This window comes from Rhodococcus sp. NPDC019050, from assembly GCF_055664235.1.
Map to the genome: position 1 here is coordinate 1 of NZ_JBVOON010000022.1, position 24,922 is coordinate 24,922.

Annotated in this window: 24 protein-coding genes and 1 pseudogene; 12 read left to right on the top strand and 13 right to left on the bottom strand. The window is 66.1% G+C overall.

All coding sequences use genetic code 11. The features are described from left to right. Positions 1–250 precede the first annotated feature (250 nt). From AC0B44_RS19020 to AC0B44_RS19030, 3 genes are all read right to left on the bottom strand, one after another. Complete coding sequence (locus tag AC0B44_RS19020; protein ID WP_471904364.1) at positions 251–790, bottom strand: Dps family protein; 540 nt, start codon at positions 788–790, stop codon at positions 251–253. Between the two features lie 93 nt (positions 791–883). Beyond that, positions 884–1,666, bottom strand: a complete 783-nt coding sequence (locus tag AC0B44_RS19025; protein ID WP_471904365.1) for a cytochrome c oxidase assembly protein — start codon at positions 1,664–1,666, stop codon at positions 884–886. Continuing rightward, positions 1,663–2,142, bottom strand: coding sequence for a DUF2243 domain-containing protein (locus AC0B44_RS19030; protein WP_471904418.1), 480 nt, complete (start codon positions 2,140–2,142; stop codon positions 1,663–1,665). The genes AC0B44_RS19025 and AC0B44_RS19030 overlap by 4 nt, the downstream gene beginning before the upstream one ends. 213 nt (positions 2,143–2,355) lie before the next feature. Here AC0B44_RS19030 and AC0B44_RS19035 point away from each other — a divergent pair, with 213 nt between their 5' ends. Beyond that, positions 2,356–2,511, top strand: a complete 156-nt coding sequence (locus tag AC0B44_RS19035; protein ID WP_169619332.1) for a DUF6131 family protein — start codon at positions 2,356–2,358, stop codon at positions 2,509–2,511. Between the two features lie 144 nt (positions 2,512–2,655). On the opposite strand, the gene AC0B44_RS19040 is transcribed toward AC0B44_RS19035, so the two are convergent. The 4 genes from AC0B44_RS19040 to AC0B44_RS19055 form a co-directional block, all read right to left on the bottom strand. Next, the gene (locus AC0B44_RS19040; protein ID WP_471904419.1) at positions 2,656–2,802 is read right to left on the bottom strand and encodes a CDGSH iron-sulfur domain-containing protein; all 147 of its coding nucleotides are present in this window, start codon (positions 2,800–2,802) and stop codon (positions 2,656–2,658) included. Positions 2,803–2,887: 85 nt separating this feature from the next. Then, the gene (locus tag AC0B44_RS19045; protein WP_471904420.1) at positions 2,888–3,502 is read right to left on the bottom strand and encodes a HemK2/MTQ2 family protein methyltransferase; all 615 of its coding nucleotides are present in this window, start codon (positions 3,500–3,502) and stop codon (positions 2,888–2,890) included. A gap of 256 nt (positions 3,503–3,758) precedes the next feature. Further along, positions 3,759–5,348 carry a phytoene desaturase family protein gene (locus AC0B44_RS19050; protein ID WP_471904366.1) on the bottom strand — a complete coding sequence of 530 codons (1,590 nt, stop codon included), beginning with the start codon at positions 5,346–5,348 and terminating at the stop codon, positions 3,759–3,761. Then, entirely contained in the window at positions 5,345–5,803 is a 459-nt protein-coding gene (locus AC0B44_RS19055) for an SRPBCC family protein (protein ID WP_471904367.1), read from the bottom strand. Before AC0B44_RS19055 ends, AC0B44_RS19050 begins: the two co-directional genes overlap by 4 nt. Before the next feature lie 159 nt (positions 5,804–5,962). Between AC0B44_RS19055 and AC0B44_RS19060 the strand changes: the two genes are divergently transcribed. Continuing rightward, a complete protein-coding gene (locus AC0B44_RS19060; RefSeq protein WP_471904368.1) occupies positions 5,963–6,943 on the top strand; it encodes a 1-phosphofructokinase family hexose kinase in 981 nt (326 codons plus the stop codon). After that, a complete protein-coding gene (gene surE, locus AC0B44_RS19065) occupies positions 6,940–7,749 on the top strand; it encodes a 5'/3'-nucleotidase SurE (RefSeq protein ID WP_471904369.1) in 810 nt (269 codons plus the stop codon). The genes AC0B44_RS19060 and surE overlap by 4 nt, the downstream gene beginning before the upstream one ends. 99 nt (positions 7,750–7,848) lie before the next feature. Here the strand turns inward: surE and AC0B44_RS19070 are convergent. Continuing rightward, positions 7,849–9,029 (bottom strand): annotated as a pseudogene (locus tag AC0B44_RS19070) (zinc-dependent alcohol dehydrogenase). A 148-nt stretch (positions 9,030–9,177) separates the two neighbouring features. On the opposite strand from AC0B44_RS19070, the gene AC0B44_RS19075 reads away from it, so the two are divergent. The 4 genes from AC0B44_RS19075 (at position 9,178) to AC0B44_RS19090 (ending at position 13,867) form a co-directional block, all read left to right on the top strand. Next, positions 9,178–10,719 carry an FAD-dependent oxidoreductase gene (locus tag AC0B44_RS19075; protein ID WP_471904370.1) on the top strand — a complete coding sequence of 514 codons (1,542 nt, stop codon included), beginning with the start codon at positions 9,178–9,180 and terminating at the stop codon, positions 10,717–10,719. Positions 10,720–10,782: 63 nt separating this feature from the next. Next, positions 10,783–11,355: a type 1 glutamine amidotransferase domain-containing protein gene (locus AC0B44_RS19080; RefSeq protein WP_471904371.1), complete on the top strand. Its 573-nt coding sequence runs from the start codon at positions 10,783–10,785 to the stop codon at positions 11,353–11,355. Between the two features lie 277 nt (positions 11,356–11,632). Continuing rightward, positions 11,633–13,051, top strand: a complete 1,419-nt coding sequence (locus tag AC0B44_RS19085; protein WP_471904372.1) for an alpha,alpha-trehalose-phosphate synthase (UDP-forming) — start codon at positions 11,633–11,635, stop codon at positions 13,049–13,051. 138 nt (positions 13,052–13,189) lie between these two features. After that, positions 13,190–13,867: a PAS and ANTAR domain-containing protein gene (locus AC0B44_RS19090; RefSeq protein WP_471904373.1), complete on the top strand. Its 678-nt coding sequence runs from the start codon at positions 13,190–13,192 to the stop codon at positions 13,865–13,867. 64 nt (positions 13,868–13,931) lie between these two features. Here AC0B44_RS19090 and AC0B44_RS19095 read toward each other — a convergent pair whose 3' ends face one another. Then, positions 13,932–14,177 carry a DUF6480 family protein gene (locus AC0B44_RS19095; RefSeq protein ID WP_471904374.1) on the bottom strand — a complete coding sequence of 82 codons (246 nt, stop codon included), beginning with the start codon at positions 14,175–14,177 and terminating at the stop codon, positions 13,932–13,934. A 246-nt stretch (positions 14,178–14,423) separates the two neighbouring features. Between AC0B44_RS19095 and AC0B44_RS19100 the strand changes: the two genes are divergently transcribed. Further along, entirely contained in the window at positions 14,424–14,783 is a 360-nt protein-coding gene (locus tag AC0B44_RS19100; protein ID WP_471904375.1) for a hypothetical protein, read from the top strand. 33 nt (positions 14,784–14,816) lie between these two features. Here AC0B44_RS19100 and AC0B44_RS19105 read toward each other — a convergent pair whose 3' ends face one another. Then, positions 14,817–15,128, bottom strand: a complete 312-nt coding sequence (locus AC0B44_RS19105) for an STAS domain-containing protein (protein ID WP_471904376.1) — start codon at positions 15,126–15,128, stop codon at positions 14,817–14,819. A 426-nt stretch (positions 15,129–15,554) separates the two neighbouring features. Between AC0B44_RS19105 and AC0B44_RS19110 the strand changes: the two genes are divergently transcribed. After that, positions 15,555–15,986, top strand: a complete 432-nt coding sequence (locus AC0B44_RS19110; RefSeq protein ID WP_471904377.1) for an ATP-binding protein — start codon at positions 15,555–15,557, stop codon at positions 15,984–15,986. Further along, positions 15,983–16,765 carry a SigB/SigF/SigG family RNA polymerase sigma factor gene (locus AC0B44_RS19115; protein WP_471904378.1) on the top strand — a complete coding sequence of 261 codons (783 nt, stop codon included), beginning with the start codon at positions 15,983–15,985 and terminating at the stop codon, positions 16,763–16,765. Before AC0B44_RS19110 ends, AC0B44_RS19115 begins: the two co-directional genes overlap by 4 nt. A gap of 71 nt (positions 16,766–16,836) precedes the next feature. Here the strand turns inward: AC0B44_RS19115 and metE are convergent, their stop codons facing one another. From metE to aceA, 3 genes are all read right to left on the bottom strand, one after another. Next, positions 16,837–19,128, bottom strand: coding sequence for a 5-methyltetrahydropteroyltriglutamate--homocysteine S-methyltransferase (metE, locus tag AC0B44_RS19120; protein WP_471904379.1), 2,292 nt, complete (start codon positions 19,126–19,128; stop codon positions 16,837–16,839). A 107-nt stretch (positions 19,129–19,235) separates the two neighbouring features. Further along, a complete protein-coding gene (locus AC0B44_RS19125; RefSeq protein ID WP_471904380.1) occupies positions 19,236–20,132 on the bottom strand; it encodes a 3-hydroxybutyryl-CoA dehydrogenase in 897 nt (298 codons plus the stop codon). A 120-nt stretch (positions 20,133–20,252) separates the two neighbouring features. Further along, a complete protein-coding gene (gene aceA, locus AC0B44_RS19130; protein WP_471904381.1) occupies positions 20,253–21,542 on the bottom strand; it encodes an isocitrate lyase in 1,290 nt (429 codons plus the stop codon). 456 nt (positions 21,543–21,998) lie between these two features. Between aceA and ramB the strand changes: the two genes are divergently transcribed. Then, a complete protein-coding gene (gene ramB, locus AC0B44_RS19135; RefSeq protein WP_471904382.1) occupies positions 21,999–23,411 on the top strand; it encodes an acetate metabolism transcriptional regulator RamB in 1,413 nt (470 codons plus the stop codon). Positions 23,412–23,607: 196 nt separating this feature from the next. Further along, positions 23,608–24,888 carry an urea ABC transporter substrate-binding protein gene (gene urtA / locus AC0B44_RS19140; protein ID WP_471904383.1) on the top strand — a complete coding sequence of 427 codons (1,281 nt, stop codon included), beginning with the start codon at positions 23,608–23,610 and terminating at the stop codon, positions 24,886–24,888. The last annotated feature ends 34 nt before the right edge of the window (positions 24,889–24,922 follow it).

The following is a 24,922-nucleotide window of genomic DNA, read 5'->3' on the forward strand; positions in this document are numbered from 1 at the left end:
GTCCCGCGCGCCGTACTTTTCCCCCCCCCACCCGGGGCCCCGCCGGGGGCGGGGATTTACTGTCGCGCACCTCCCCAACACCCTTTGGGGGCCCGCCCCCCCCCGCCCCCCCCCCCGCGACCCCTATGATCTCGGGTGGCTCGGTCCGCTGTGCGAGACGGCGCAGCAGTGCTGTGCCGACGTTGCCGCTCGCACCCGTCACGACGATTCGCGTGAGCGGGAGTTCAGGCACGGAGCGGACCTGTTCGGGTCAGCGGGCCTTGTCGGCCGCTTTCTTCTCGGTGGCGGCACCGCCGTGGGAGAGGGAGCCTGCGGCGTTCTCCAGATGTGCTCGCACGAACCACTGGAACTTCTCCAGCTGGCCGGTGTGCCCGATGAGGACATCTTCGGTGATCGGATCGACGTCGCCGACTTGCTCGATGGCCTTGCGGTTGTCCTTGATGACACCGTCGTAGACCAGGTCGAGAGCCGCGAGGTGGGCCTGCGCGGTGTCGCGCCCCACCGAGTAGTCGTCCCAGGTGCGGTTCTTCTCGATCGCTCCCGGCGTGCCCTTGGGCGACTCGCCGAGTGTCGCGATGCGTTCGGCGACCTCGTCGGCGTACCCACGTACGAGCTCCACCTGGGGATCGATCATTTCGTGCACACCGATGAAGTTGGGACCGACAACGTTCCAGTGGATGTGCTTGAGGGTGAGGTGCAGGTCGTTGTACGCGCTCAAGCGCTCCTGCAGGACACCTGCAACCTTCGATCCGTCCTTGCCGCTCAAACCGGGCACCGTGTATTTCGACATGTGCGATTCCTCCAAGTGCTATCTGGTTTCGTGGCCTTCGAATACCCCGCGTAGGCCGGTGTCCAAACCCTTCGCGTCTGCAACTACCCCGCTTCAGGTCGTGAGGAGGAGATCGGGAGCCGATATGCCGCGTCGGTGACGGGCACGCGCTGCCCACCGGTGTATCAGCAGCACGACCAGCGCCAACTCGAACGGAATGCCCCCGTAATACATCACCTGACTACCCAGTTCTGCGTCTGCCGCGGAGACACCGGGGGGCGGGTCCGCGTAGAGCGTCTTGGCCAGGATGTTGTGTGCAGCGATCGACAGCACCAGCACCGCTGCCCGCAGGCCGAACGAGGTGCGGTGCGGTGACGGATCCACACCCACCAGGGAATAGGTGTACAGGTAGCCGGCCGCAACGATATGGAGCTCGATCAGCCACGCCACCCAGGTGCCACCCTGCATGTACTCGAACATCCACGTCCGATACAGCAGCCACAGTCCACCGATGTTGAGGGTTGCCGCGACGAGGGGGTGGGTCAGCACTTCACTGGGGCGTGACCGCAGTACCCGCGAAACACGACGCGCCGACGACACCGGGAGTACTCGGAGCGCAAGGGTCACGGGGGCTGCGAGCCCCAGCAACAGGGGCACCGCCATGCCCACCACGACATGCGACACCATGTGTCCCACGAAGTCGAACGAGTGGTGCGCGCCGTGTCCGTGCCCACCTCCGTGCGCGGAGGCGTTGTTCACGAGGGCCGCGACGAGCGCCACCCACCCCGCGGTCCAACTCAGGGTGCGCGCGAGCGGCCAGTCCTGCGTTCTCGCCGCCACCGCCACGTAGGCGGCCACGGCGACGATTCCCAGACCGAGTAATACGACGGTTGTCATTGCGAGGCCGCCGGAGCCGGTGCCTTCCGGTAGGTGGACGCAATGATCGTTGCGCCGACCACGAGCAGCACACCGGCCAGGATGTTCCAGGTCAGGTCGTACGGCAGGAGATCGACCTCGTACCGGATCTGGTGGAGACCGAACAGCTTGTGCTGGACCAGCCCGTCGTACAACTGGAACGCGCCCACCGCGGTGACGAACCCACCCAGCAGTGCACGCACCCATACTGTCCGGTCACGAACCGACATCACCACGAGGTAGAAACCCGCGACCGTGGCGAACCAGCTGAACGCGTGGAACAGTCCGTCCGAGACGAGACCGGCCGACGTGGTCGATTTGTCGTAGAAGTGGTGCCAGTGAAGTATCTGGTGGAAGAGCACTTCGTCCGTCATGGCCACCGCACCCAAGCCGAGAAGGGCACCGGCCAATATGTTCCTGCCTCTTTCCGGTCGGAGCGACACGGCCGCCCCCTGCACATCACGCTGCGTCATGATCAATGGACTACCCCCGGGGTGGATGGTCAATCCCCGTAGAAGGTGGGTCGGACCACCCCGCACCCGTCGATCACGCTGGGGCGGAACGCCTCAGGAATAATTTTTTCTCTCGTGTGTTTCGATGCGGACAATCCGGGTATTCAGGACTTGGATCCGGAGCCGCTCGGTTTCGGACAAGACAGCGAGGTGGACGCAATGATTGTTCTGGGCCTGATTCTTCTCGTAGTCGGATTCTTCACCGGCATCTCGATCCTGACGACGCTGGGTGTCATCCTCCTGGTGATCGGCGTCATCATGGCGATCCTGGGAGCATCCGGCAAGGCCGTCGGTGGTCGTGCCCACTGGTACTGACCCTTCAGCACAGCCGAAAGTCCGGACGCTGCGGCGTCCGGACTTTCGGCTGTTCCGGGCATCCGGACAGTGAAAAACCCTCGCACCGTCGGCATTTACCAAACGCTGCGAGGGATTTCGATCGACGGGGTCGTGGACTCCGAGTCAGCCCCGGGCGGGACGCCGGTGACTGGTATCGCACAACGGGTACAACGCGCTGCGCCGGCATCGGCACACCGCCACCACGAACCGGTCCGATTCGGTCTCGGTCCCGTCGTCGGTCAGGATCCGAACCGGACCGTTGACGAGCATGGGCCCGCCCTTCACCTTGCGGACCACCGTGACGTCTTCAGCGTTTCCGGTCGTCGCGTGTACCACCCGACGACCGCCTTGCCCCTCAGAACCTGCCGGCACGGATGACCACCACCTCTTCGGTGTCGATGCCCTGTCGGGCGAGCTCGGCTTCTTGGAGATAGCTCAGCCGGCTTTGCAGTACCGGGCCGAACGGGATGCGCTCACGCGCGACGACCGAGCCTTCCAGGCCGGCTGCACGCACACGCTCGAGGGTCTCGTCGACGCCGGTGAACTCCGAATGGACGAGCAGCGCGAAACCCCGGGGCGACAGGAGCGTCGGCAACGAGTCGCACAGTGGGTCGAGAACGGATCGTCCGTCCGGCCCGGCGTCCCAGCGGGGATCTTTGCCCTCACCGTCGACCGGCACGTACGGAGGATTCGACAGGACCACGTCGAACGGTCCGTGCTCCACGGCCACGTCCAGGCTTCCGCGGAGCACCGAGATCGGCAGCCGACGTGACAGCGCATTGGCCCGGGCGGTGATAACCGCCCGTCGGGAGATATCGAGTGCGGTTACCGCGTCGGCTCCTGCCCGAGCAGCCGTGATCGCGAGAAAACCGCTCCCGGTACAGAAGTCGAGAACCTTTGCGTCCTGCGCTCCCCCGGCTTCGCGAAGAGCCTTGGCCAGGAGGAACGAATCCTCCTGTGGCCGGTACACGCCGGGAAGGCGCCACACACGAGGTGTATTCGGACGGTCCAGAACTGGAGAAGTGGTCACAGCTACATCACCCCGGAGTTCGATGTGCGGGCGTCCAAGACCCCGCAGCAGCCAATGCCTGAGCCGATCGTGCTGAGGGCGCAACTCCCCGGCGACATCGACCACGGGGTTCCGTCGGCCGGGTATTCGGTCATGGGCGCGAATACCCCGGTGCGTGTTTCCCCGAAACCTGGTGTTTACGCGACTGCCGGATTCGTCAGGACATCACCCGTCGACCGAAGGTGTGCAGGCGGCGGCGCAGCGGGCCTGTCACCTTCTGATCCTGGAGTGCGGCGTCGGCGGCATTCCACCCACACATTCCGTGGACGCCGCCGCCGGGATGCGCTCCTGCACTCGCGAGATACACCTTTCCCACCGGAGTTCGTGAACCTCCGAGGCCGGGTGCAGGTCGCAGGAACAACTGCTGGTGGATTTGGGCGGTACCGCCGTTGACTGCGCCACCCACGAGGTTGGCGTCGGCCGATTCGAGGTCCCCGGGACGCTGGACGGTGCGACCGAGAATCGTCTCGCGGAATCCGGGCGCGTACGCCTCGAGCTGGGCGTCCACCCGCTCCGCGAGTATGTCCGCCGACTCGTCGTCGGTGATGCCGCGGGGCAGATGGGTATATGCCCACGCACTTTCAGTGCCGGCGGGCGACCTGGTGGGATCGGTCGTGGTCATCTGGCCGAACAGCAGGAACGGCGACTCCGGGATCACGCCCGTCGAAAGGTCGGCGGACCACCGGACCATCGCGTTCGTGTCGGCACCCACGTGCACGGTGCCGGTCCGGGACAACGACGGCGATCGCCACGGCACCGGACTGCCGAGCGCGTAGTCGACCTTCACCACCGGTGTGTCCCATTCGAATCCCCGCAGGTCGTCGCGGGCGCGGTCGGCGACTGGGGAGCCGGCGAGGAGCGTCCCGTACAGCGCGGGCGCCGATACGTCCGCGAGGATCGCGCGGCGAACCTTCACCCGATCCCCACCTGCGGTGCGCACCGCAACGGCGTTCCCGTCTTCGACCTCGATTTCGGTGACCCGGCTACCGCACCGCAACTGCATTCCGGCATGTTCACCTCGTCGCACCAATGCGTCGGTGAGCGCCCCCGCGCCGCCGACCGGGGACGGAAAACCGACATCCTGGGCGAGCATCGTGAGGATGTACCCCATCACTCCGCTGCCCGGGGCGTCCGGCGGGATGTCGGAGTGCATGGCGTTGCCGAGCAGGAGCAGTCGGGCGGCTTCTCCGTCGAAGAGTTCCTCGCTCATCCGGCGGACGGGAAGTGCGAGCATCCGGGCGAATCGCAGACCTTCGGCAGGTCCGAGCGCGCGCAGCAGCGACGCAGAACCCCGAACCGGCGGGAAGGGGGAAAGCAGCAGTTGCAACAGCGCGCTGCGCACCTTGCTCCATTGATCGACGAGTCCCAGCCACGCGTCGCCGTCCCCCGCGCAGCGGCGCTCGAGATCGTCGGCGGTGTCCGCCGCATCGCGGGCGACGACGACCGCGTCCTCGTCGCCGGGCCCGAGAGGATGGCCGAACGAGTTCGGCGACCGACTCCACTGCAACCCGTGGGATTCGAGTTCGAGGGCCTCGAACGCGGGCGAGACCGCCCCGAGCGGGTAGAACGCGCTGAACAGATCAGCGCGGAACTCGGGATGGAGTTCGGCACTGCGCACGGCACCGCCCGGTTCCGGCTGTTCTTCGAGCACGAGGACGTCCCAGCCGGCATCCGCCAGTGCCGCGGCACCGGTGAGCCCGTTGGGGCCTGCACCGATGACGACCGCGTCGACGGTTTCCCCGGTCATGCGGCCGGCCCGTCGGGAGTCGCACGTTCCGCGAGCAGTGCCAGGCGCGACAGACACTCCTGATTTCTCGGCCACACTGCCTGCTCCTGCACGAAGTCGGGAAGCAGGCTGGGTACGCCCGTCACCACGTGCTCGGACATCGTCACGATCGAACCGCCCCCCGAGGCGGGTTCGATGTTCAGTTCGATCTCGGCCTGACCGAAGAGCCACGCGCGGGCGCGGAGAACCAGCCGTTGTTCGGGCGTCGCGGATAGCACTTCGGTGCAGTCGTCGATGAGCGCCGGCCACAAGCCGACCGAATGGTGGATGCGGCTGCCCACCTCGGGCCAGGTTGCGTCGACCTTCCGGATTCGGGAGGCCCCGACGACCCAGGTCGCGTAGTTCCATCCGTCCGCCAGGACTTCCCAGACCCGGCTCGGCGGCGTGGTGGTTTCCTTGCGTGCGACTCTGGTCATCCCCGCACTCCCCTCCTAGTCTGCGGACCGGGCTCCGGTCCCTGCGGGGACATACCCGCGACCGCCCCGCTCCACACCGGCTGCGACGTCGCGGGATGTGGAACAGCGGTGTGTGAGACAGCGTGTGTGAGACAAAGTCGGGAAGGGTACCTGAGCGGCATGCCCGCAGACACGAACGAACGCACGACATCCGAAGACTCACGGCCCGGCGCGACCGCTTTCGTCTTCGCTCCCTCCCCCCTTCTCACCGTCACCATCGAGCAGGCGCCGAACGGGGGCACAGAACTGCACATCCATCCGGGCGGGCAGGGCTTCTGGATCGGACGAATGGCATCCATCCTCGGTACCGACGTACACCTCTGCGGCCCGTTCGGTGGCGAGTCCGGCGGCATCCTCGTCGATCTGATCGACCGCGAAGGCATCACGGTGCACCCGGTGTCCTCCGCCTCCGACAACGGTTCGTACGTTCACGACCGTCGCGAGGGGGAACGCGAGGTGGTCGTGGACGTCCCGCCTCCCACCCTCAGCCGCCACGAGACCGACGACCTGTTCAGCGCGTCGCTCGGGGCGGGCATGTCCGCCGACGTGGCGATCATCGGGGGGCCGCACTGTGACGACGCTGTGCCCACCGAGCTCTACACCCGGCTGTGCGCCGACCTTTCCGCCCTGAATGTCCCTGTCGTCGCCGATCTTTCGGGTCCCTCCCTCACCGCCGCCCTGGAAGGTGGCATCGCCCTGCTGAAGGTGAGCCACGAAGACCTCATCGAGGACGGACGCGCCGCGTCGGACGATCTCGACGATCTCGTTGCGGCCATGCACTCCCTTCAGAAGGAAGGCGCCGAGAGCGTCGTGATCTCGCGGGCCGCCGATCCGGCAATCGCACTGCACGACGGTGTGATCTGGGAGGTCGAGGCGCCCGCAGTCCAGTCCGTGGACCACCGCGGCGCCGGCGACTCCATGACCGCCGGCCTCGCCGTGGCCTATGCGGCAGGCCTCCCCTTCGAGCAGGCGCTCCGACTCGGCGCGGCCGCGGGCGCGGTGAACGTCACCCGGCGAGGGCTGGCCACCGGCCAGCGGGAGGCCATCGAGAAGATGACCCAGAACGTGCAGGTTCGACGACTGGAGAAGGATCACGCATGAAAGCGCTGATCGTCAACGACGACGGGGTCGACAGCCCGGGACTCGCCGCCCTGGCCCGCGTGGCGGTGAGGGCGGGTCTCGACGTCCGGGTGGTCGCGCCCCACATCGAGCGCAGCGGTGCGAGCGCAGCGCTGACGGCGCTCGAAGACGACGGAAAGCTGAAGGTGTCACTTCGCTCCATGGAGGGTCTTCCCGACGTGGAGGTTCTCGCGGTCCACGGGTCGCCCGCGCTGATCACGTTCGTCGCCTCGTACGGCGCTTTCGGCGACACTCCCGACATCGTGTTGTCCGGGATCAATCTCGGACCCAACACCGGCCGCGCGATCCTTCATTCCGGGACGGTCGGAGCCGCCCTCACGGCGGCTGCTCACGGCGCGCGGGCGGTCGCGTTGTCGCTCAACGGGCTCGGCAGCGACGGATGGGACACTGCCGAGCACGTCGCCGACCGGGCCGTGCGGTGGGCGATCGACCACCTCGAACCCGGCGAGGTCCTCAATGTGAACATTCCCGACGTACCTGTCGAGGATCTGCTCGGGCTGCGCGACGCCCAGCTCGCGGAATTCGGTGCGGTGCAAGCCGAGATCACCGACTCGGACGAGGACTACGAAGCCAACGAGGACGACGACGACACCCGCACCGTGACGGTGTCGTTCCGAACGATCGACATCCACGGTCCCGACGACACCGACGCGGTTTTGCTGAGCCGGGGGTGGGCCACCGCGACCGCCCTGCAGATGCCGTTCGAGGTTGCGGGGTCCGATCTCGGCGACCTCGAGTTCTCCCGCGACACCGAAACCGCTTCCTGAGCCGCACGACCGGGAGCACCGGTCCGGTCGCACAGAAACCTACGACGCGCCCCACGTCCGACCGGACGTGGGGCGCGTTCGTGGGCGGAGGAAATCCGATCAGGGACGCAACGCGATCTTGATGGCGCCGTCCTGCTTCTTCTGGAAGATCTCGTAGGCGTGCGGTGCCTCTTCCAGAGACATGCGGTGGGTCGCGAAGGTGTCCACGCCGAGCGGATCGTCGTCGGTCAGCAGCGGAAGGATCTGCGGCACCCAGTTCAGCACGTTCGCCTGGCCCATGCGCAGACGAATCTGCTTGTCGAACATGGTCATCATCGGCATGGGGTCGGCCATCCCGCCTTACACGCCGCTCAGCGAGATCGTGCCGCCGCGTCGCACGATATCGATGGCCGTGTACAACGCGTGGAGCCTGTCGACTCCGGCCCGTTCCATCAGAGGTTCGGCGATCGCCGACGGCAGGAAACCCGCCGCCGTCTGGGCAAACTTGGCCACGGGTGACCCGTGCGCTTCCATTCCCACGGCGTCGATGACCGAGTCGGCTCCGCGTCCGTCGGTACGGTCGCGAATGATGTCTCCGAGATCGTTGCCGGCCTCGCGGAGATCGATCGTCTCCATCCCGCGACCGGCTGCACGCGCGAGGCGCTCGGGCACGAGGTCCACCGCGATCACGCGCGCGCCGCGGTGCATTGCGACACGTCCGGCCATCTCGCCGATCGGCCCGAGTCCGAGCACCGCTACCGTGCCCCCGTCCGGGATCTCCGCGTACTCCACCGCTTGCCACGCGGTGGGCAGAACGTCGGACAGATAGGAGAACCGGTCGTCCGACGGGCCTTCGGGGACCTTGATGTGCGTCGAGTCGGCATGGGGCACCCGCAGATACTCGGCCTGCGCGCCCGGCACGCTTCCGTACAACTTCGAGTACCCGAACAGTGCTGCGCCGCCGCCTTCTTCGCGTACCTGGGTGGTCTCGCACTGCGACTGCAGTCCGTGATCGCACATGAAACAGCTGCCGCACGAGATCTGGAACGGGATGACCACCCGGTCGCCCGGTGTCAGGTTCGTGACACCGGCGCCGACTTCTTCCACGATCCCCATCGGTTCGTGCCCGAGAATGTCGCCGGCTTCATGAAGGCCCCGAGCACCTCGTACAGGTGCAGGTCGGACCCGCAGATGTTGGTGGTCGTGATCCGAATGACGGCATCTGTCGGTTTCTCGATTTTTGTGTCCGGGACATCGTCGACGCTGACCTTGCGACGACCCTGCCATGTCACTGCCTTCATCGGGACTCCTCCACTGTGGATTACACGTGGTTTCCGGCTACCCGGCCCCCACCGGGGTTAACCGCGCCGATCCGGGTATCCGGCGGGAGTGAATGTCCGGCTCGACCGACGCCCACCCGCCTGAAACCACCTACGAAGGAGATCCCACGTGACCTCACTGTGGCTTGCACGCGACGCCGAGGCCGGCGCCGAACCCGGCGACGATTGGACACAGCGGCGCGAGGTGTACGACACCGTCGTCGTCGGCGCCGGATTGACCGCAGTGGTCACGGCGCTACTCCTCACCCGGGCCGGGCAGCGGGTCGCGATCCTGGAGGCGCGTGACGTCGGGGCTGTGACCACTGGCAACACCACCGCGAAAGTGAGCCTTCTGCAGGGAACCACCCTGTCCCAGATCTCCCGCAGGCATTCACGGCCGGTCGTGCAGGCGTATGTGGACGGCAACCTCCGCGCGCAGGAGTGGGTCGCCGACTTCTGCAAGGACAACCACGTGGCGACCGAAACCGCCGATGCCTACACCTACGCGACGAGCAGTGCGAGCGTGAGCACCATCGAGGCCGAGCATCGGAGTTGCCTCGCGGCAGGTCTGACGACCCGCCTCGTGACCGAGACCGAGTTGCCCTATCCCGTGTCGTCCGCGGTCGTGCTGCCGAACCAGGTGCAGTTCGACCCGATGCCGATGCTCCGCGCTGCCGTGCGGGAGATCCGGGAGAACAACGGTGAGGTGTTCACGGGGATCCGGGCACGTTCGGTGAAGACGGACAAGTCCGGATGCACCGTCGAGACCGCTTCCGGGAGTGTCCGCGGTGGACACGTCGTGCTGGCCACCGGCACGCCGATCCTCGACCGCGGCGGTTTCTTCGCGCGACTCGAACCGGAACGCTCGTACGCGCTCGCCTTTGAGGTACCCGAGCCGCCACCGACCGGAATGTATCTGTCGGCGGACTCCCCGTCCCGCTCACTGCGCACCGCCCCCGCGAAGAATCGTGGGTCGCGTGAGTCCGGCCGCGACGGTGAACGCCTGCTCCTCGTCGGCGGCAACGGCCACGTGGTGGGTCGGCAGCCGGGGGCGACCAGCGAGGCCGTGGCGGACCTCGTCGCCTGGACGCAACGACACTTTCCCGGTGCGAAGGAGGTCGCGCAGTGGTCGGCCCAGGACTACAGCACCCTCGACTCGCTCCCGTACGTGGGCCCACTGCTCCCGACGACCGAGCGGTTGTGGGTCGCCACCGGCTACGGCAAGTGGGGCATGACCAACGCTGTCGCGGCCGCTCACCTGTTGAGCACCCGGATCACCGGCGCGCACGACCCGCAGGTGGAGGCGTGGGCCCCGGCATACGCCGCGTGGAGCCCGGCCCAGGTCTTCGACGTGCCGAGCGCGGTGAAGCTCAACGCCGGAGTGGGTGTGAATCTCGCTCGAGGGTGGTGGACCGCCGAGAGGCGCACCGACCCGGAGTCGTCGCCGGCGGAGGGCGAAGGACGAGTCGTGAGGGACTGCGGCCGGCCGGTCGGGGTATCGACCGTCGACGGCGAGACCCGGCGTGTCTCGGCCGTGTGCCCGCACCTCGGCGGGGTGCTGCGATGGAACGACGCGGAGGCCTCGTGGGACTGTCCGCTGCACGCCTCCCGGTTCGCCGCGGACGGCACCCTGCTGGAGGGCCCCGCGACGAGTGATCTGCGTCGTCGTTGACCGGCGACGTTTCCGAACACGCATTCGGGGTAAACCGGATCTGATCGAGAAAGGCCGATAAACATGACTACAGCGCGGCAAGGCCGTCTGGCCGGACGCAGGATTGCCATCCTCGCCACCGACGGAGTCGAAGAGGTAGAACTCGTCGAGCCACGCAAGGCGGTCGAGCACGAAGGTGCGACAGTCGAACTGGTGTCGCTCGAGAGCGGCGAGATCCAGGCGATGCAGCAGGACGTGAACGAAGCCGGCAGGTACACCGTCGACCGGGTGGTCGCCGACGCGGCCGTCTCCGACTTCGACGGGTTGCTCCTGCCCGGCGGCACGACGAACCCGGATCACCTCCGGCAGGATGCCGACGCGGTGGCGTTCGTACGGGACTTCGTCAACGCCGACAAGCCGGTGGGCGTGATCTGCCACGGCCCGTGGACACTGGTGGAGGCCGGTGTGGTGGAAGGTCGCACGTTGACCTCGTACCCGAGCGTGCGCACCGATATCCGCAACGCCGGCGGCACCGTCGTGGACAAGGAAGTGGTGATCGACCGCAACCTGGTGTCGAGCCGCAACCCCGACGACCTGCCGGCATTCTGCGCGGCCGTCGTCGACGCATTTGCCGAGGCCGGGGCGAGCCGCACCTGAGTGCGGCGCCGGACGGCCCCGCCCGTCCGATGAATGTCCCTTGTCGTGTTGTGAAGAGAAAGGACTCTCGACGATGGTTGAGGTCGATGCCCTCCCCGGCCCCTGGCAGGTACACCCTTGCCGGGGGCGTCCGTACGTTTCAGCACCGCCGAGATCAAGCGCCGCGTAGACGCCATGTTCGACGAGGTGCAGACCGTCGAAGTGGCGCGGTCGGAGGCGTGATCCCCCAGGCGAGACCGGCCGGCCACCTGCGTATCTCTCCGAAAGCGGACCAACGATGAGCAAGACGTCATCCAACGAATTCGTGGTAGTGGCCAATCGGCTCCCCGTGGACCTGGAAGCCTCGCCGGACGGCGGGCCGGGCGTGTGGCGCCGCAGCCCCGGCGGCCTGGTGACGGCACTCGAGCCGGTACTGCGGTCCGCCGACGGCGCCTGGGTCGGCTGGCCCGGCACCCCCGACGTCGACCTCGAGCCCTTCGTGGAGGAGGGCCTGACCCTTCATCCCGTCCAGCTGAGCGAAGCGGAGGTCACGGAGTACTACGAAGGATTCTCCAACGAGACCCTGTGGCCGCTCTACCACGATGCGGTGATCGCACCGACCTTCGACCGCGACTGGTGGCGCACCTACGAGAAGGTGAACCGGCGGTTCGCCGAGGAGGCGGCCCGCGCCGCGGCGCCCGGCGCCACGGTGTGGGTGCACGACTATCAGCTCCAGCTCGTCCCCCGCATGCTCCGCGATCTGCGGCCCGACCTGCGGATCGGATTCTTCCTGCACATCCCGTTCCCCCCGACGGAACTCTTCCTCCAGTTGCCGTGGCGCAAGGAAATCCTCGAGGGGCTCATGGGGGCCGACCTGGTCGGTTTCCACCTTCCCGGGGGTGCGGAGAACTTCCTGTATCTCGCCCGTCGGCTGTTGGATCTGCCGAGTTCGCCCCGCGGGACCACAGGGGGCGGCACCATCGATCTCGGTGACCGGCAGGTACGGGTCGGTGCATACCCGATCTCCATCGACTCCACCCAACTGCGCGACCAATCCGTCACGGCCGCAACGAAACTGCGCGCCAAGGAGATACGTGCCGAGCTGGGCGATCCGGAGACGATTCTGCTGGGTGTCGACCGGCTCGACTACACCAAGGGAATCAGCGTCCGCCTCGAGGCACTACGCGAGTTGCTGGTCGAGGGCACGCTCGACCCCGAGAAGGTCGTCATGGTCCAGCTCGCCACACCGAGCCGCGAGCGGCTCTCGGCTTACGCCACTCTCCGTGACGACATCGAACGCCAGGTCGGCAACATCAACGGCGAGTTCGGGCAACTCGGGCGACCGGTAGTGCACTATCTGCATCGCCCTGTCGACCGTGAGGAACTGGTGGCGATGTACGCCGGAGCGGACGTCATGGTCGTCACGCCCTTCCGCGACGGCATGAACCTCGTCGCCAAGGAATACGTGGCCTGTCACGGCGACGGAAGCGGAGCACTCGTACTCAGCGAGTTCGCGGGCGCTGCCGCCGAGTTGCGACGTGCGCACGTGGTGAACCCGCACGATCTCGAGGGCGTCAAACGCGCCGTCGTCGAGGCCGTCGGAGAAGACCGCGCGTGCGCGGCCCGGCGGATGCGCTCCATGCACAAACATGTAATGGCGCACGACGTCGACCGATGGGCGAATTCGTTCCTCGCCCATCTCACCGAGGATCGCTGATCGGACGACATCCCGAAGGGGATGCTCGTCACAACTACATCACTCGGCGGCTGTTGTCGCACATTCTCACGGCCTGCCGCCACCGCTCTGCTCGAGGCGGTGGCGGCAGGCCGCGTCGTGTGCCGCATAATCGAGCCCATGACGGACCGCAGCACCCCGGACGACCCGTCCCCGGCAGGGAGCATTGCCGGCGACGGCACGACACATCATGTCGGCAGCTTCAGGTACTTGCTCGCGGACGACACCTGGGAATGGTCGGATGCCGTCGCCAGGATGCACGGCTACGAACCCGGCACGGTCACCCCCACCACCGAACTGATGCTGCAGCACAAGCATCCGGACGACAAAGAACACATCGCCGCGGTTCTCGACGCCGTGCGTTCGGTGGGCAAACCCTTCAGCAGCAGGCATCGCATCATCGACACCGCCGGCCGCGTCAAACGTGTCGTCGTGATCGGAGACCGGCTGCTCGACGACGATGGCACGCTGCTCGGAACGTCGGGGTTCTACCTGGACCTCTCGGAGGCCTTCGAAGAGGAGGTGCGAGAGGGCGTCGACCAGGTGGTCAACGCGCTCGCGGAGTCCCGCGCCGTGATCGAACAGGCCAAAGGCGCCCTCATGGTCGTGTACTGCATCTCACCGCAGCATGCGTTCGAGGTGCTGGCCTGGCGATCGCAGGAAACCAACCTCAAACTCCGGACTCTGGCCGAGCAACTCGTTACCGACATCACGTCGGGTCCCGATACGGAATCGATGAGCCGAACAGATTTCGACCATCTGCTGATGACGCTCCACGAGCGAGTGCGCGGCGACTGATCGGATCCTCGGCGTCCGCGAGAGCAGCCACCTGTCGATTCAGCCGCCTGTCGATGCAGCACCGTCAGAGCAGCACTCCGACGATGACCGCCACGAAGATCGCGACGATGACCGCGATGGCTACCAACGCCACCCACCCACTGACGGGAAAGTGATTGCTCGTGGCGGGTTCCGGAGCGGACAGCCCCGAGGTCTGACCTGATTCCGGCGGAGTGGCGCCGGGGGTGACTCCGCCACCGTCTTCCAGGTCCGGGGTGGTCGCCGGATCGGGATCGGTGTTGCGGTGCGGTTCGGGGTCGGAGACAGTCACAGGAATCCTCCTCGGTTCGGATGCTTCGCTCCGGGGCTCTCGTCGCCTCCGGGGGTCCCTGCCGGAGTACCCGCGCTCCGCCCGCCGAATCGCCGCCGGCGCATACACACAATGGGTGTCACAGTGGGATTAGTTCCCCGGATACCGGGTAGTCCACGAATACAACCCATTTGTACGGATGACCCGATTCCCGTATCGGCCGGGAGAATCCGGCCGAACGAAAATACTTTCAGCACAGGATATTCCATGACACCCGACGTGAAGAACTCCCAACAGGACTCCCGCCTCGCACGCAACGCCGTGTGGTACGCCGCGAGTGTGATCGCCCTGGCAGCAGCGGTTGCCGCCGGTGTGATCGTGTGGGCAGCGCTCAACACCGGTGATACGTGTGCGGATGCGGACTTCGCCGTGTGCACGGACCCTGCTCGTGCGATCCTGGCGTTCGGACCGACTGTGCTCCTGCTCCTCGGCGGACTTGGAGCGTTCGTGCAGACCTACAGGGTCTGGCGATCTGCCGGCAGATGGCAGATCTGGCAGGGCGCCGGATGGGCGCTCTTCGTGCTGATGATTATCTACGGGGCCTTGGCCTCGGGGGTCGCGATCTGATGCCCGAGCAGGGTACGGCGCGCGTATCCGCGCTCAGGAGGCGTGACCGAGAGCGAGCACGGCGAGGGCACTGTCGAGCGAGGTGTGCGCAGCCACCGGGAGCGTAGGTCCGAGCACACGGAACAACCGCTGCACCGGCCTGCCTCCGACGAGCGCCCATCGGTACCCGCTTCTGGCGCTGCAGACCTCCAGGTCTTCGACGACCCTGAGGCCGGCCGCTCCGAAGAAATCGATATCCGACAGATCCAGTACGATCCGTGACGATTCGAGATAGCGGGAGGTGAAGTCGCGTAATGCGAGGGCGTTGCGGATATCGACATCTCCGAGCACCGAAATCTGGATCACGTCGGATCCGATCGGTCTTGCTCTGAATTCCGCTCCGAACGACTGTTCGACCGGAACGTCCGAGGGGGCCGGATGAACCGACCACGTCGTGGACCTTAGATGAGGCGAGGCGCTTCGCTGAGAAACTGTCATGACACTTCCCAACACAGACGATGTTGTAAGCGCTACGACAACGGTGGCACTCCGGCTACGTACCGAAAAACCTCGCGGCCGCGTGGCGCTTTCGAGTTCCCGGCTGTGTGCTCAACCTGCCCCAACAGTAGTGCACCGGGCGGCAGGTCTCAACCGTAACGGACATATACGTCACCCCCCGATGTTGGGACGCGCGCGGTTAACCGCGCGGCCGTATGGGTAGCCTTGCGCTAGACACCGAAACAAACCACCCCCCTGACCTGCTTCGACCCCCTTCCTGGAGACCAGAACCTCATGGCCAATTCCGCGTCGATCGAATCGGCACGCGACCTCACCACCCCGGTAGTGGAACTGCGAGTCAAGGCCGATCCCGCCCAGCTGTCCGTATTGCGCGCGGTTGCCGCGGCGATCGCCCTGCAACACGACTTCGATCTCGATACGGTGGCCGATGTGAAACTCGCCGTGGACGAGGCTGCCACCCGTCTGATCATGGGCGCACCGGACGAAGCCACCTTGTCGTGCAGCTTCCAGCTGGTGCCCGGGCGACTCCGTATCGCCTTGGCCGCGCCCACCGAGAACGCCGCCGCAATGGGGCAGCCCCGTTCCTTCGGCTGGCACGTGCTCAACTCCCTGACCGACTCGATTTCCGTGTCGTCGGAAGAGCGGGAGGGCGGTACCGTCTCCACCATCGACATGTCCATCGCAGAAGGTAGTGCCGCTCGGTGAGCAGAAATCCAGCAAGATCGAGCGACGAGTACGCCGACGTCACCGAAACCCTGAGCAAGCTCCTCACCCTCAGCCCCGACGATCCCGAGCGATCGGCGATCCGCGATGCGGTGGTCGAGCGGTGCCTGCCACTCGCCGAGCACATCGCACGGCGGTTCGACGGACGCGGCGAGGCATTCGAGGATCTTCTCCAGGTCGCCCGTCTCGGCCTCGTCAATGCCGTCGACAGGTTCGACACCGAACGAGGATCGGACTTCGTCTCGTTCGCGGTGCCCACGATCATGGGCGAGGTGCGGCGACACTTCCGCGACACCGGATGGGCAGTGCGCGTCCCCCGTCGCATGAAAGAGCTTCACCTGTCCTTGAGCAAGGCCACGTCCGAGCTGTCCCAGCACCTGGGCCGTGCCCCCACGGCTGCCGAACTCGCGGAGGAACTGGGCATCGACCAGGAAGAGGTCATGCAGGGCCTGGCCGCCGGCAACGCGTACCAGACCGTGTCCGTAGATCGTTCGTCGCCGTCGGGGGACGACGGCCTGACTCTCGCGGACACCCTCGGTGACTACGACGCAGCCCTCGACGAGGTGGAGAACCACGAGGCCTTGCGTCCGCTGCTCGAGGCGCTTCCCGCCCGCGAACGCACGGTGGTTCTGCTTCGGTTCTTCGGCAACATGACTCAGACGCAGATCGCGGAGCGCGTCGGCGTATCGCAGATGCACGTGTCCCGCTTGCTCACCAAGACGCTCGCGCAACTGCGTGAGCAGCTCGGCGAGAACTTCTGACCGCAGAGCACCGAAACGTCACCGCCCCGACCGGATTCCGGTCGGGGCGGTGACGTTTCTACGTGTTGTGGTTACTCGCTGACAGCCGGCGCTCGCCGACGGAGCCGACGGGCAGCAGCCACAAGGTTGCGCAGCGAGGGTTCGAGTTGCCAGTAATGGCGCGTCTTGAGCCCTCCGTCCGGGTTCGCCCACAAGCGATCGAGCTCCACGGATTCTGCTGCCTCGGACAGCAGTTCGTCGAGTTCGTCGATATCCGGAATCCGCGCGGACCGGGATTCGTACACACCCGGGCCGACGCCGTGGGACAGCGCCCGGTCCTTGATGGCTTCGAGGACCCAGCCGATCGACCGCGTCGCCACGATTGCGGTGACGTCCGCGTCGAGCCGTTCGATCGCGTCGACCACCGACTCCTGACCCGAGTAGGTCAGGTGCGTGTGGATCTGAGTCTCGGGCTTGGCGCCACCGGTTGCGAGACGGAATGCGTCGACCGCCCAGTCCAGGTACTCGGCACGACCGTCCTGCCGCAGCGGAAGCAGTTCGCGGATAGCGGGTTCGTCGACCTGGATGATCGCGATACCCGCCCGCTCGAGATCTGCGATCTCGTCGCGGATCGCGAGTGCGAGCTGATCGGCCGTTTCGTGCAGAGGCTGGTCCTGGCGCACATACGAACGAGCCAGCATGGTGACCGGACCGGTGAGCATTCCCTTGACCGGCTTGTCCGTCAACGACTGAGCGAACGAAATCCACTCCACCGTCATGGGTTTCGGCCGCACGATGTCGCCGTACAGAACCGGCGGACGAGTACAGCGCGAACCGTAGGCCTGCACCCACCCGAAGTGGGTGGTCGCGAAGCCCTCCAGCAGTTCCGCGAAGTACTGCACCATGTCGTTGCGTTCGTGCTCACCGTGCACCAGCACGTCGAGTCCGATGTCCTCCTGCAGACGGATCGTGGACTCGATCGTCTCCTGGATGCGCTTGACGTACTCGTCCCACGACAGGCGTCGCTGACCCAGCTCGTACCGAGCCTTGCGGGTCTCGTCGGTTTGGGGGAAGGACCCGAGTGTCGTCGTGGGCACGGGCGGAAGGTTCAGGCGCGCCTGCTGCGCCGCACGACGCTCCTCGTAGGGAACGCGCCGGCGATGCTCGGGCGTCAGCGCGTTCATCCGCGCCCTCACCGTGTGCTTCTGCTTGAAGTGCACAGACACCGGCGGCTTGCGCCAGCGTTCCTCCGCTCCGGTGGTCAGCGCCTTCGCGAGTGAGACCACCTCGCCGACCTTCTGCTTCGCGAATGCGAGGCGGTCGGCGACGTCGCCGGGGATGTCGTACTCGACGAGCAGGTCGTACGGCACGTGCAGCAACGAGCAGGACGTCGAGACCACGAGGTCCGGAGCGACTGCCGCGATCGACTGGATGTACTCGAGCGTGCGACGCCGATCCGACTTCCAGACGTTGCGGCCGTCGACCACACCCGCGTAGATCCGCTTCCGCTTGAGGCCCGGCACGGCGGCGAACTCGTCGGCGCTCATCCTGCCGTTGACAAGGTCGAGGCCGATCGCCTCGACCTTCGACGACGCGAGGATAGGAAGCGCCTCACCGAAGGATCCGTACGGCCCGGTGACCAGAATGCGCGGACGCAGCGGTGCGTGCGCGAGCGTGTCGTATGCCCGCCGGAGTGCATCGAGCTCGTCCTGGCTGCGATCCTCGGTGAACGACGGCTCATCGAGCTGGACGCAGGTGGCACCGGCGCGCGCGAGCTGCTCGAACAGCTTCTCGTACTGCGGCAGCAGCGAATCGAGAAGGTCGAGGGTCCGGAAACCGTCCTTCTCGGACGTCGACGCAACCTTGGACAGCAGTAGCAACGAGACCGGGCCGAGCACGACGGGCCGCAGTTCGATGCCGTCGGCCTTCGCCCGCTCGAACTCGTCGAGGATCGCCGCCGAATTCAGCTCGAAGACGGTGTTCTCGTCGAGTTCCGGCTGGCGGTAGTGGTAGTTGCTGCCGAACCAGCGCACGAGCTCGAGAGGCGGGAAATCCTCGCGTCCGCGGCACAGCGTGAAGTAGAAATCGAGCGGGTCGAGTTCGCCCAGCAGGGGGCGGAACCGCTCGGGGACCGCGCCGAACAACAGAGCGTTGTCGAGCACATGGTCGTAGTAGGAGAACGTGTTACCGGGAACCTGGGTGAGACCGGTCGCCGCGAGTTCGCGCCAGGTGTCTTCCTGGAGGGCGCGAGCGACGGCGACGAGTTCGTCGCGCGTGCTCGTACCGTGCCAGTAGGACTCGAGAGCACGCTTGAGTTCACGGCGGGGTCCGATACGCGGATACCCGAGGATGCTTGATCCGTATCCGTCGGCAGGAGTTGCCATGTCGGAGTCGACCTTTCCCTCATGTACTTCGGCGCCCGTGCACCGACGGCCTGTGCGCGAAGCACTGCGTCGGAGCACGGGCGCCGAAGTACGGTGGTGCTGACTGGCTAGCTGGCCTTCTTGATCGCGCGGCCCTTGTCGGCGTATTCGTAGAACCCGGCGCCCGACTTCTTACCGACGAGCCCCGCCTCGACCATCCGCTGGAGCAGCGGCGGAGCCGAGTACAGCGGCTCCTTGAACTCCTCGTACATCGAGTCGGCAATTGCCTTGACGGTGTCGAGACCGACGAGATCGGTCAGTGCGAGGGGGCCCATGGGATGAGCACAGCCCAGCACCATCGTCTTGTCGATGTCGTCCTTGGTCGCGAACCCGGATTCGACCATCCGGATCGCCGAGAGCAGGTACGGCACGAGCAGCGCGTTGGCGATGAAGCCGGCGCGATCCGACGAACGGACCACCTGCTTGCCGAGCACGTCCGCGGCGAAGGCCTCGGCGCGCTGGGCGACCGTGGATCCGGTCTTCAGCGTGGTGACGAGTTCGACGAGCGGCAGCACCGGCACCGGGTTGAAGAAGTGCATCCCGATGACCCGCTCGGGAGCCGCGGTCGCGATGCCGAGCTTCATGATCGGGATCGACGACGTGTTGGACGCCAGCACCGCGTTGGGGTCGGTGACGATCTTGTCGAGTTCGGCGAAGATTTCGCTCTTGACCTTCTCGTCCTCGACGACGGCCTCCACGACGAGCTGACGGTCGGCGAAGTCACCCAGGTCGGACGTGAAGCGCAGCCGCCATGCGGCCTGCTCCCGCTCACGTTCGGTGATCTTGCCGGTGCTCACACCACGGTCGAGCGACCGGAGGATGCGGGCGCGTCCGGCTGCCGCGAGTTCGCGGGTCTGCTCGAACACGAGTACGTCGACATGAGCGCGTGCGCACACCTCGGCGATACCTGCGCCCATGATGCCGGCGCCGATCACGCCGACGCGCTGAATCTTTTCGCTGGTCACGTCAGCTCCTTCTCGTTTGTGGGGTCGTGAGAGGTCGTCGCTGGATGCGCGCGCACCCCGCGGCGGGATATCGGGGACCTGAGGGATCCCGCCGCGGGGTGGACCTGGTTGGCGCTGTTCCTAGTGGAACTGGCCTTCCTCGGTGGAGCCCTTGAGGGCAGCCGTGGAGGTGTTGGGATCGACGGTGGTGGCGATCGAGTCGAAGTAGCCGGCGCCGACCTCGCGCTGGTGCTTGACTGCGGTGAAGCCACGCTCTGCAGCAGCCTTGAACTCGCGCTCCTGCAGGTCGACGAAGGCGGTCATGCCGTCACGGGCGTAGCCGTGCGCCAGGTCGAACATGCCGTAGTTGAGCGAGTGGAAACCGGCGAGGGTGATGAACTGGAACTTGAAGCCCATCGCGCCGAGCTCCTTCTGGAACTTCGCGATGGTCGCGTCGTCCAGATGTGCCTTCCAGTTGAAGGACGGGGAGCAGTTGTAGGCCAGCAGCTGGTCCGGGAACTCGCTGCGGACGGCCTCGGCGAACTTCTTCGCAACCTCGAGGTCCGGCACGCCCGTCTCCATCCAGATGAGATCGGAGTAGGGAGCGTAGGCCTTCGCACGAGCGATGCAGGGCTCGATGCCGTTCTTGACGCCGTAGAAGCCTTCGGCGGTACGGGTGCCGTCGAGGAACTCGCGGTCGCGCTCGTCGACATCGGAGGTGATCAGCGTGGCTGCCTCCGCGTCGGTGCGGGCGATGACGACCGTCGGGACGTCGGCGACGTCGGCTGCGAGGCGAGCCGAGGTCAGGGTGCGGATGTGCTGCTGGGTGGGGATGAGCACCTTGCCACCGAGGTGGCCGCACTTCTTCTCGGAAGCGAGCTGGTCCTCCCAGTGGGAACCGGCGACGCCTGCCGCGATCATGGCCTTCTGCAGCTCGTAGACGTTGAGCGCGCCACCGAAGCCGGCTTCGCCGTCGGCGACGATCGGTGCGAGCCAGTTCTCGACCGAGGTGTCACCCTCGACCTTGGCGATCTCGTCGGCGCGCAGCAGTGCGTTGTTGATACGGCGCACAACCTGCGGCACCGAGTTCGCCGGGTACAGCGACTGGTCCGGGTAGGTGTGACCCGACAGGTTCGCGTCGCCGGCAACCTGCCAGCCGGACAGGTAGATGGCCTTGAGGCCGGCGCGGACCTGCTGCACAGCCTGGTTGCCGGTGAGGGCGCCCAGGGAGTTGATGTAGTCCTCGTTGTTAACGAGATCCCAGAGGATCTCGGAGCCGCGACGCGCGAGCGTGGCCTCTTCGACGACGGTGCCCTGCAGCTTCACGACCTGCTCGGCCGTGTAGTTGCGGGTAACCCCGTTCCAGCGGGGGTTGGTGTCCCAGTCCTTCTGAATTTCCTCAGCGGTCCTCGGGGTGCCGGTGGTCGACATCAAAGCTCCACTCTCTCGATCTGAATCCGCTTCGGCTGTTCAGCAGTACATGCGTACGGCTTCACACCCTTTGCGTTCCTTTCGGATGTACTCCATGACAATGACACAGCCGAAAAACCCCGTCTACCTGTTGCTAATGCCAATCTTGGCTAGGTTCGCGCCACCGCTTGCAAAGGTTGCAAATAAGTGGCCACGCCAACGAGTCACTTTTCCTCGGCTTAGTTACCGGGCGGTAGGTTCCTACCTCGGCTTATGCGCCGAACCGGAGACTTCCCCGCCGGTGGACTCCGTGGAACCGGTTGCCGCCCGAGATCGCCGTCGGAACCCCTGCCTGTGAGAGCACTCACACCGGCCCGAGTGGTCGACCGGCGTCTTCGGAGAGTGCACGGGGCGCGGTTATTAACAACCTGCGAACGAGACGTTGCGAAGCAATCGGTCGCCCTTTACCCTGGGCGAATGGCCAAGACCTTCGTCGGCGCCCGCTTGCGCCAGTTGCGCACCGAGCGGGGACTGAGCCAGGCCGCGCTCGCCAAGACGCTCGAGATCTCCGCCAGTTACCTGAACCAGATCGAGCACGACGTCCGGCCGCTCACCGTGCCGGTCCTGTTACGGATCAGCGAAGTGTTCGGCGTCGACACGACGTTCTTCTCCTCGCAGGACGACACCCGGCTCATCGCGGAGATGCGAGAGGTCGCGCTCGACCAGGAGATGGGCATCGAGACCGACGCCCAGGAGATCGCGGAGATGGTCGCGGCACATCCCAACCTGGCGCGGGCGATGGTCAACATGCACCGCCGGTTCCGGAACACCACCGCCCAGCTCGCCGCGGCCACCGAGGACCGCTACAGCGACGGCAGCGGCAGCGGCGCCATCACCATGCCGCACGAAGAAGTGCGCGACTACTTCTACCAACGTCACAACTATCTGCACGACCTGGACACGGCAGCCGAAGAACTCGCCAACCGGATCCGGTTCCACCGGGGCGACGTCGGCGGCGAGATCGCCAAGCGCATGACCACCGCGCACGACGTCCAGATCGTCAAGCGCATCGACCTCGGCGAGAACATCCTGCACCGCTACGACCCGGAGACCAGAATCCTCGAGGTGGCCCCGCAGCTGTCGGGCGGTCAGCAGGTGTTCAAGCTCGCCATCGAACTGGCCTACCTCGAATGCGGTGATCTCATCGACCGCCTCGTCGACGAAGGTTCGTTCACGAGCGACGCGTCGCGGACACTCGCCCGCCTCGGCCTCGCCAACTACTGGGCAGCGGCGCTGCTCCTGCCCTACACCCAGTTCCACGAGATCTCCGAGAACTTCCGATACGACATCGAGCGGCTCTCCGCGTTCTACGGCGTGAGCTACGAGACGATCGCCCATCGCCTGTCGACGTTGCAGCGCCCCAAACTGCGCGGCGTCCCGTTCTCGTTCGTCCGGGTCGATCGCGCCGGCAACATGTCGAAGCGGCAGTCCGCCACCGGATTCCACTTCTCGACGAGCGGCGGCACCTGCCCGCTGTGGAACGTGTACGAGACGTTCGCCTACCCGGGCAAGATCATGACGCAGATCGCGCAGATGCCCGACGGGCGACGGTACCTGTGGGTCGCGCGCACCGTCGAACGTCGCGCCGCCCGCTACGGGCAGCCGTCCAAGACGTTCGCGATCGGGCTGGGTTGCGAACTGCGCCACGCCCATCGACTCGTCTACGCCGACGGACTCGACCTCGACGAGAGCAATCCCGGCACCCCCATCGGTTCGGGCTGCCGGGTGTGCGAACGCGTGAACTGCCCGCAACGGGCCTTCCCGCCGCTGGGCAAGGAGATCGACATCAACGAGCACCGCAGTTCGGTGTCGCCCTACCTCGTGCGCTGACAGGCACGTCACCGCGCGCTGCGCCCGCCTGTAAGCACGATGTAACACAGTCGTCACCCGCGTCATACAACTGTGACCGAGAGATATTCCGACGCAACAACGCCCTTCTAAGGTTTGGCCTCGCGGATACAGAGTTGTATACGCCGCCGGATACACCGGTCCTCTCCGGTCCCACCTTCGAAGGAAGGGCACCTTCATGTCAGTTGCCAGGTCCAAGTTCGCCACTCGCGCCGTCGCGGCGCCTGCCGCACTGGTCGCCGTCGGTCTCGTCCTGACCGCATGCGGAAGCCGAGCGGGTGACACCGCCGATACCTCCGCGGGCGCATCCGGCGGCACCTCCTGTGTCGACACCTCGGGCGACACCATCAAGGTCGGCTCGCTGAACTCGCTCTCGGGCACGATGGCGATCTCCGAAGTCACCGTGCGCGACTCGATCGCGCTCGCCGTGGAGGAGATCAACGCGGACGGCGGCGTACTCGGCAAGCAGATCCAGATCGTCGCCGAGGACGGCGCGTCGGAGCCGACCGTATTTGCGGAGAAGGCCGAAAAGCTCATCAGCTCCGACTGTGTCGCAGCAGTATTCGGCGGCTGGACGTCGTCGAGCCGCAAGGCGATGCTCCCGGTGTTCGAGGATCGCAACGCGTTGCTGTACTACCCCGTGCAGTACGAGGGCCTCGAGTCGTCGTCGAACATCTTCTACACCGGCGCGACCACCAACCAGCAGATCGTGCCGGCACTGGACTACCTCAAGGAGCAGGGCGTGAAGTCCCTGTACCTGGTGGGCAGCGACTACGTCTTCCCCCAGACCGCCAACCGGATCATCAAGGCGTACGCCGAAGCCAACGGCATCGAGATCAAGGGCGAGGACTACACGCCGCTCGGCTCCACCGACTTCTCCACCATCGTGAACAAGGTTCGCACCGCCGACGCGGATGCCGTGTTCAACACCCTCAACGGTGATTCCAACGTCGCCTTCTTCCGCGAGTACACCAATGCGGGTCTCAACGCGAAGGACATGCCCGTCGTGTCGGTGTCCATCGCCGAGGAAGAAGTTGTCGGTATCGGCGCCCAGAACATCGAGGGCCAGCTCACCGCCTGGAACTACTACCAGACCGTCGAATCCCCCGAAAACACCGCATTCGTCGAGGCATACAAGGCCAAGTACGGCGCCAACAAGCCGACATCCGACCCGATGGAAGCCGCGTACACCTCCGTCCACCTCTGGAAGAACAGCGTCGAGAAGGCCGGTTCGTTCGCGGTCGAAGACGTCGTCACCGCTTCCGACGGAGTCACGTTCGATGCCCCCGAAGGCCCGGTCACGATCGACGGCGACAACCACCACATCACCAAGACCGCCCGGATCGGCGAGATCCGCGGCGACGGCCTGATCTACACCGTGTGGGAGTCCGACGGACCGGTCGACCCCGACCCCTACCTCGAGTCCTACGAGTGGGCTGCGGGCCTGTCCGGAAACTGACGCTCGCGACCGGGAAGCCGACTAGGGAGACACC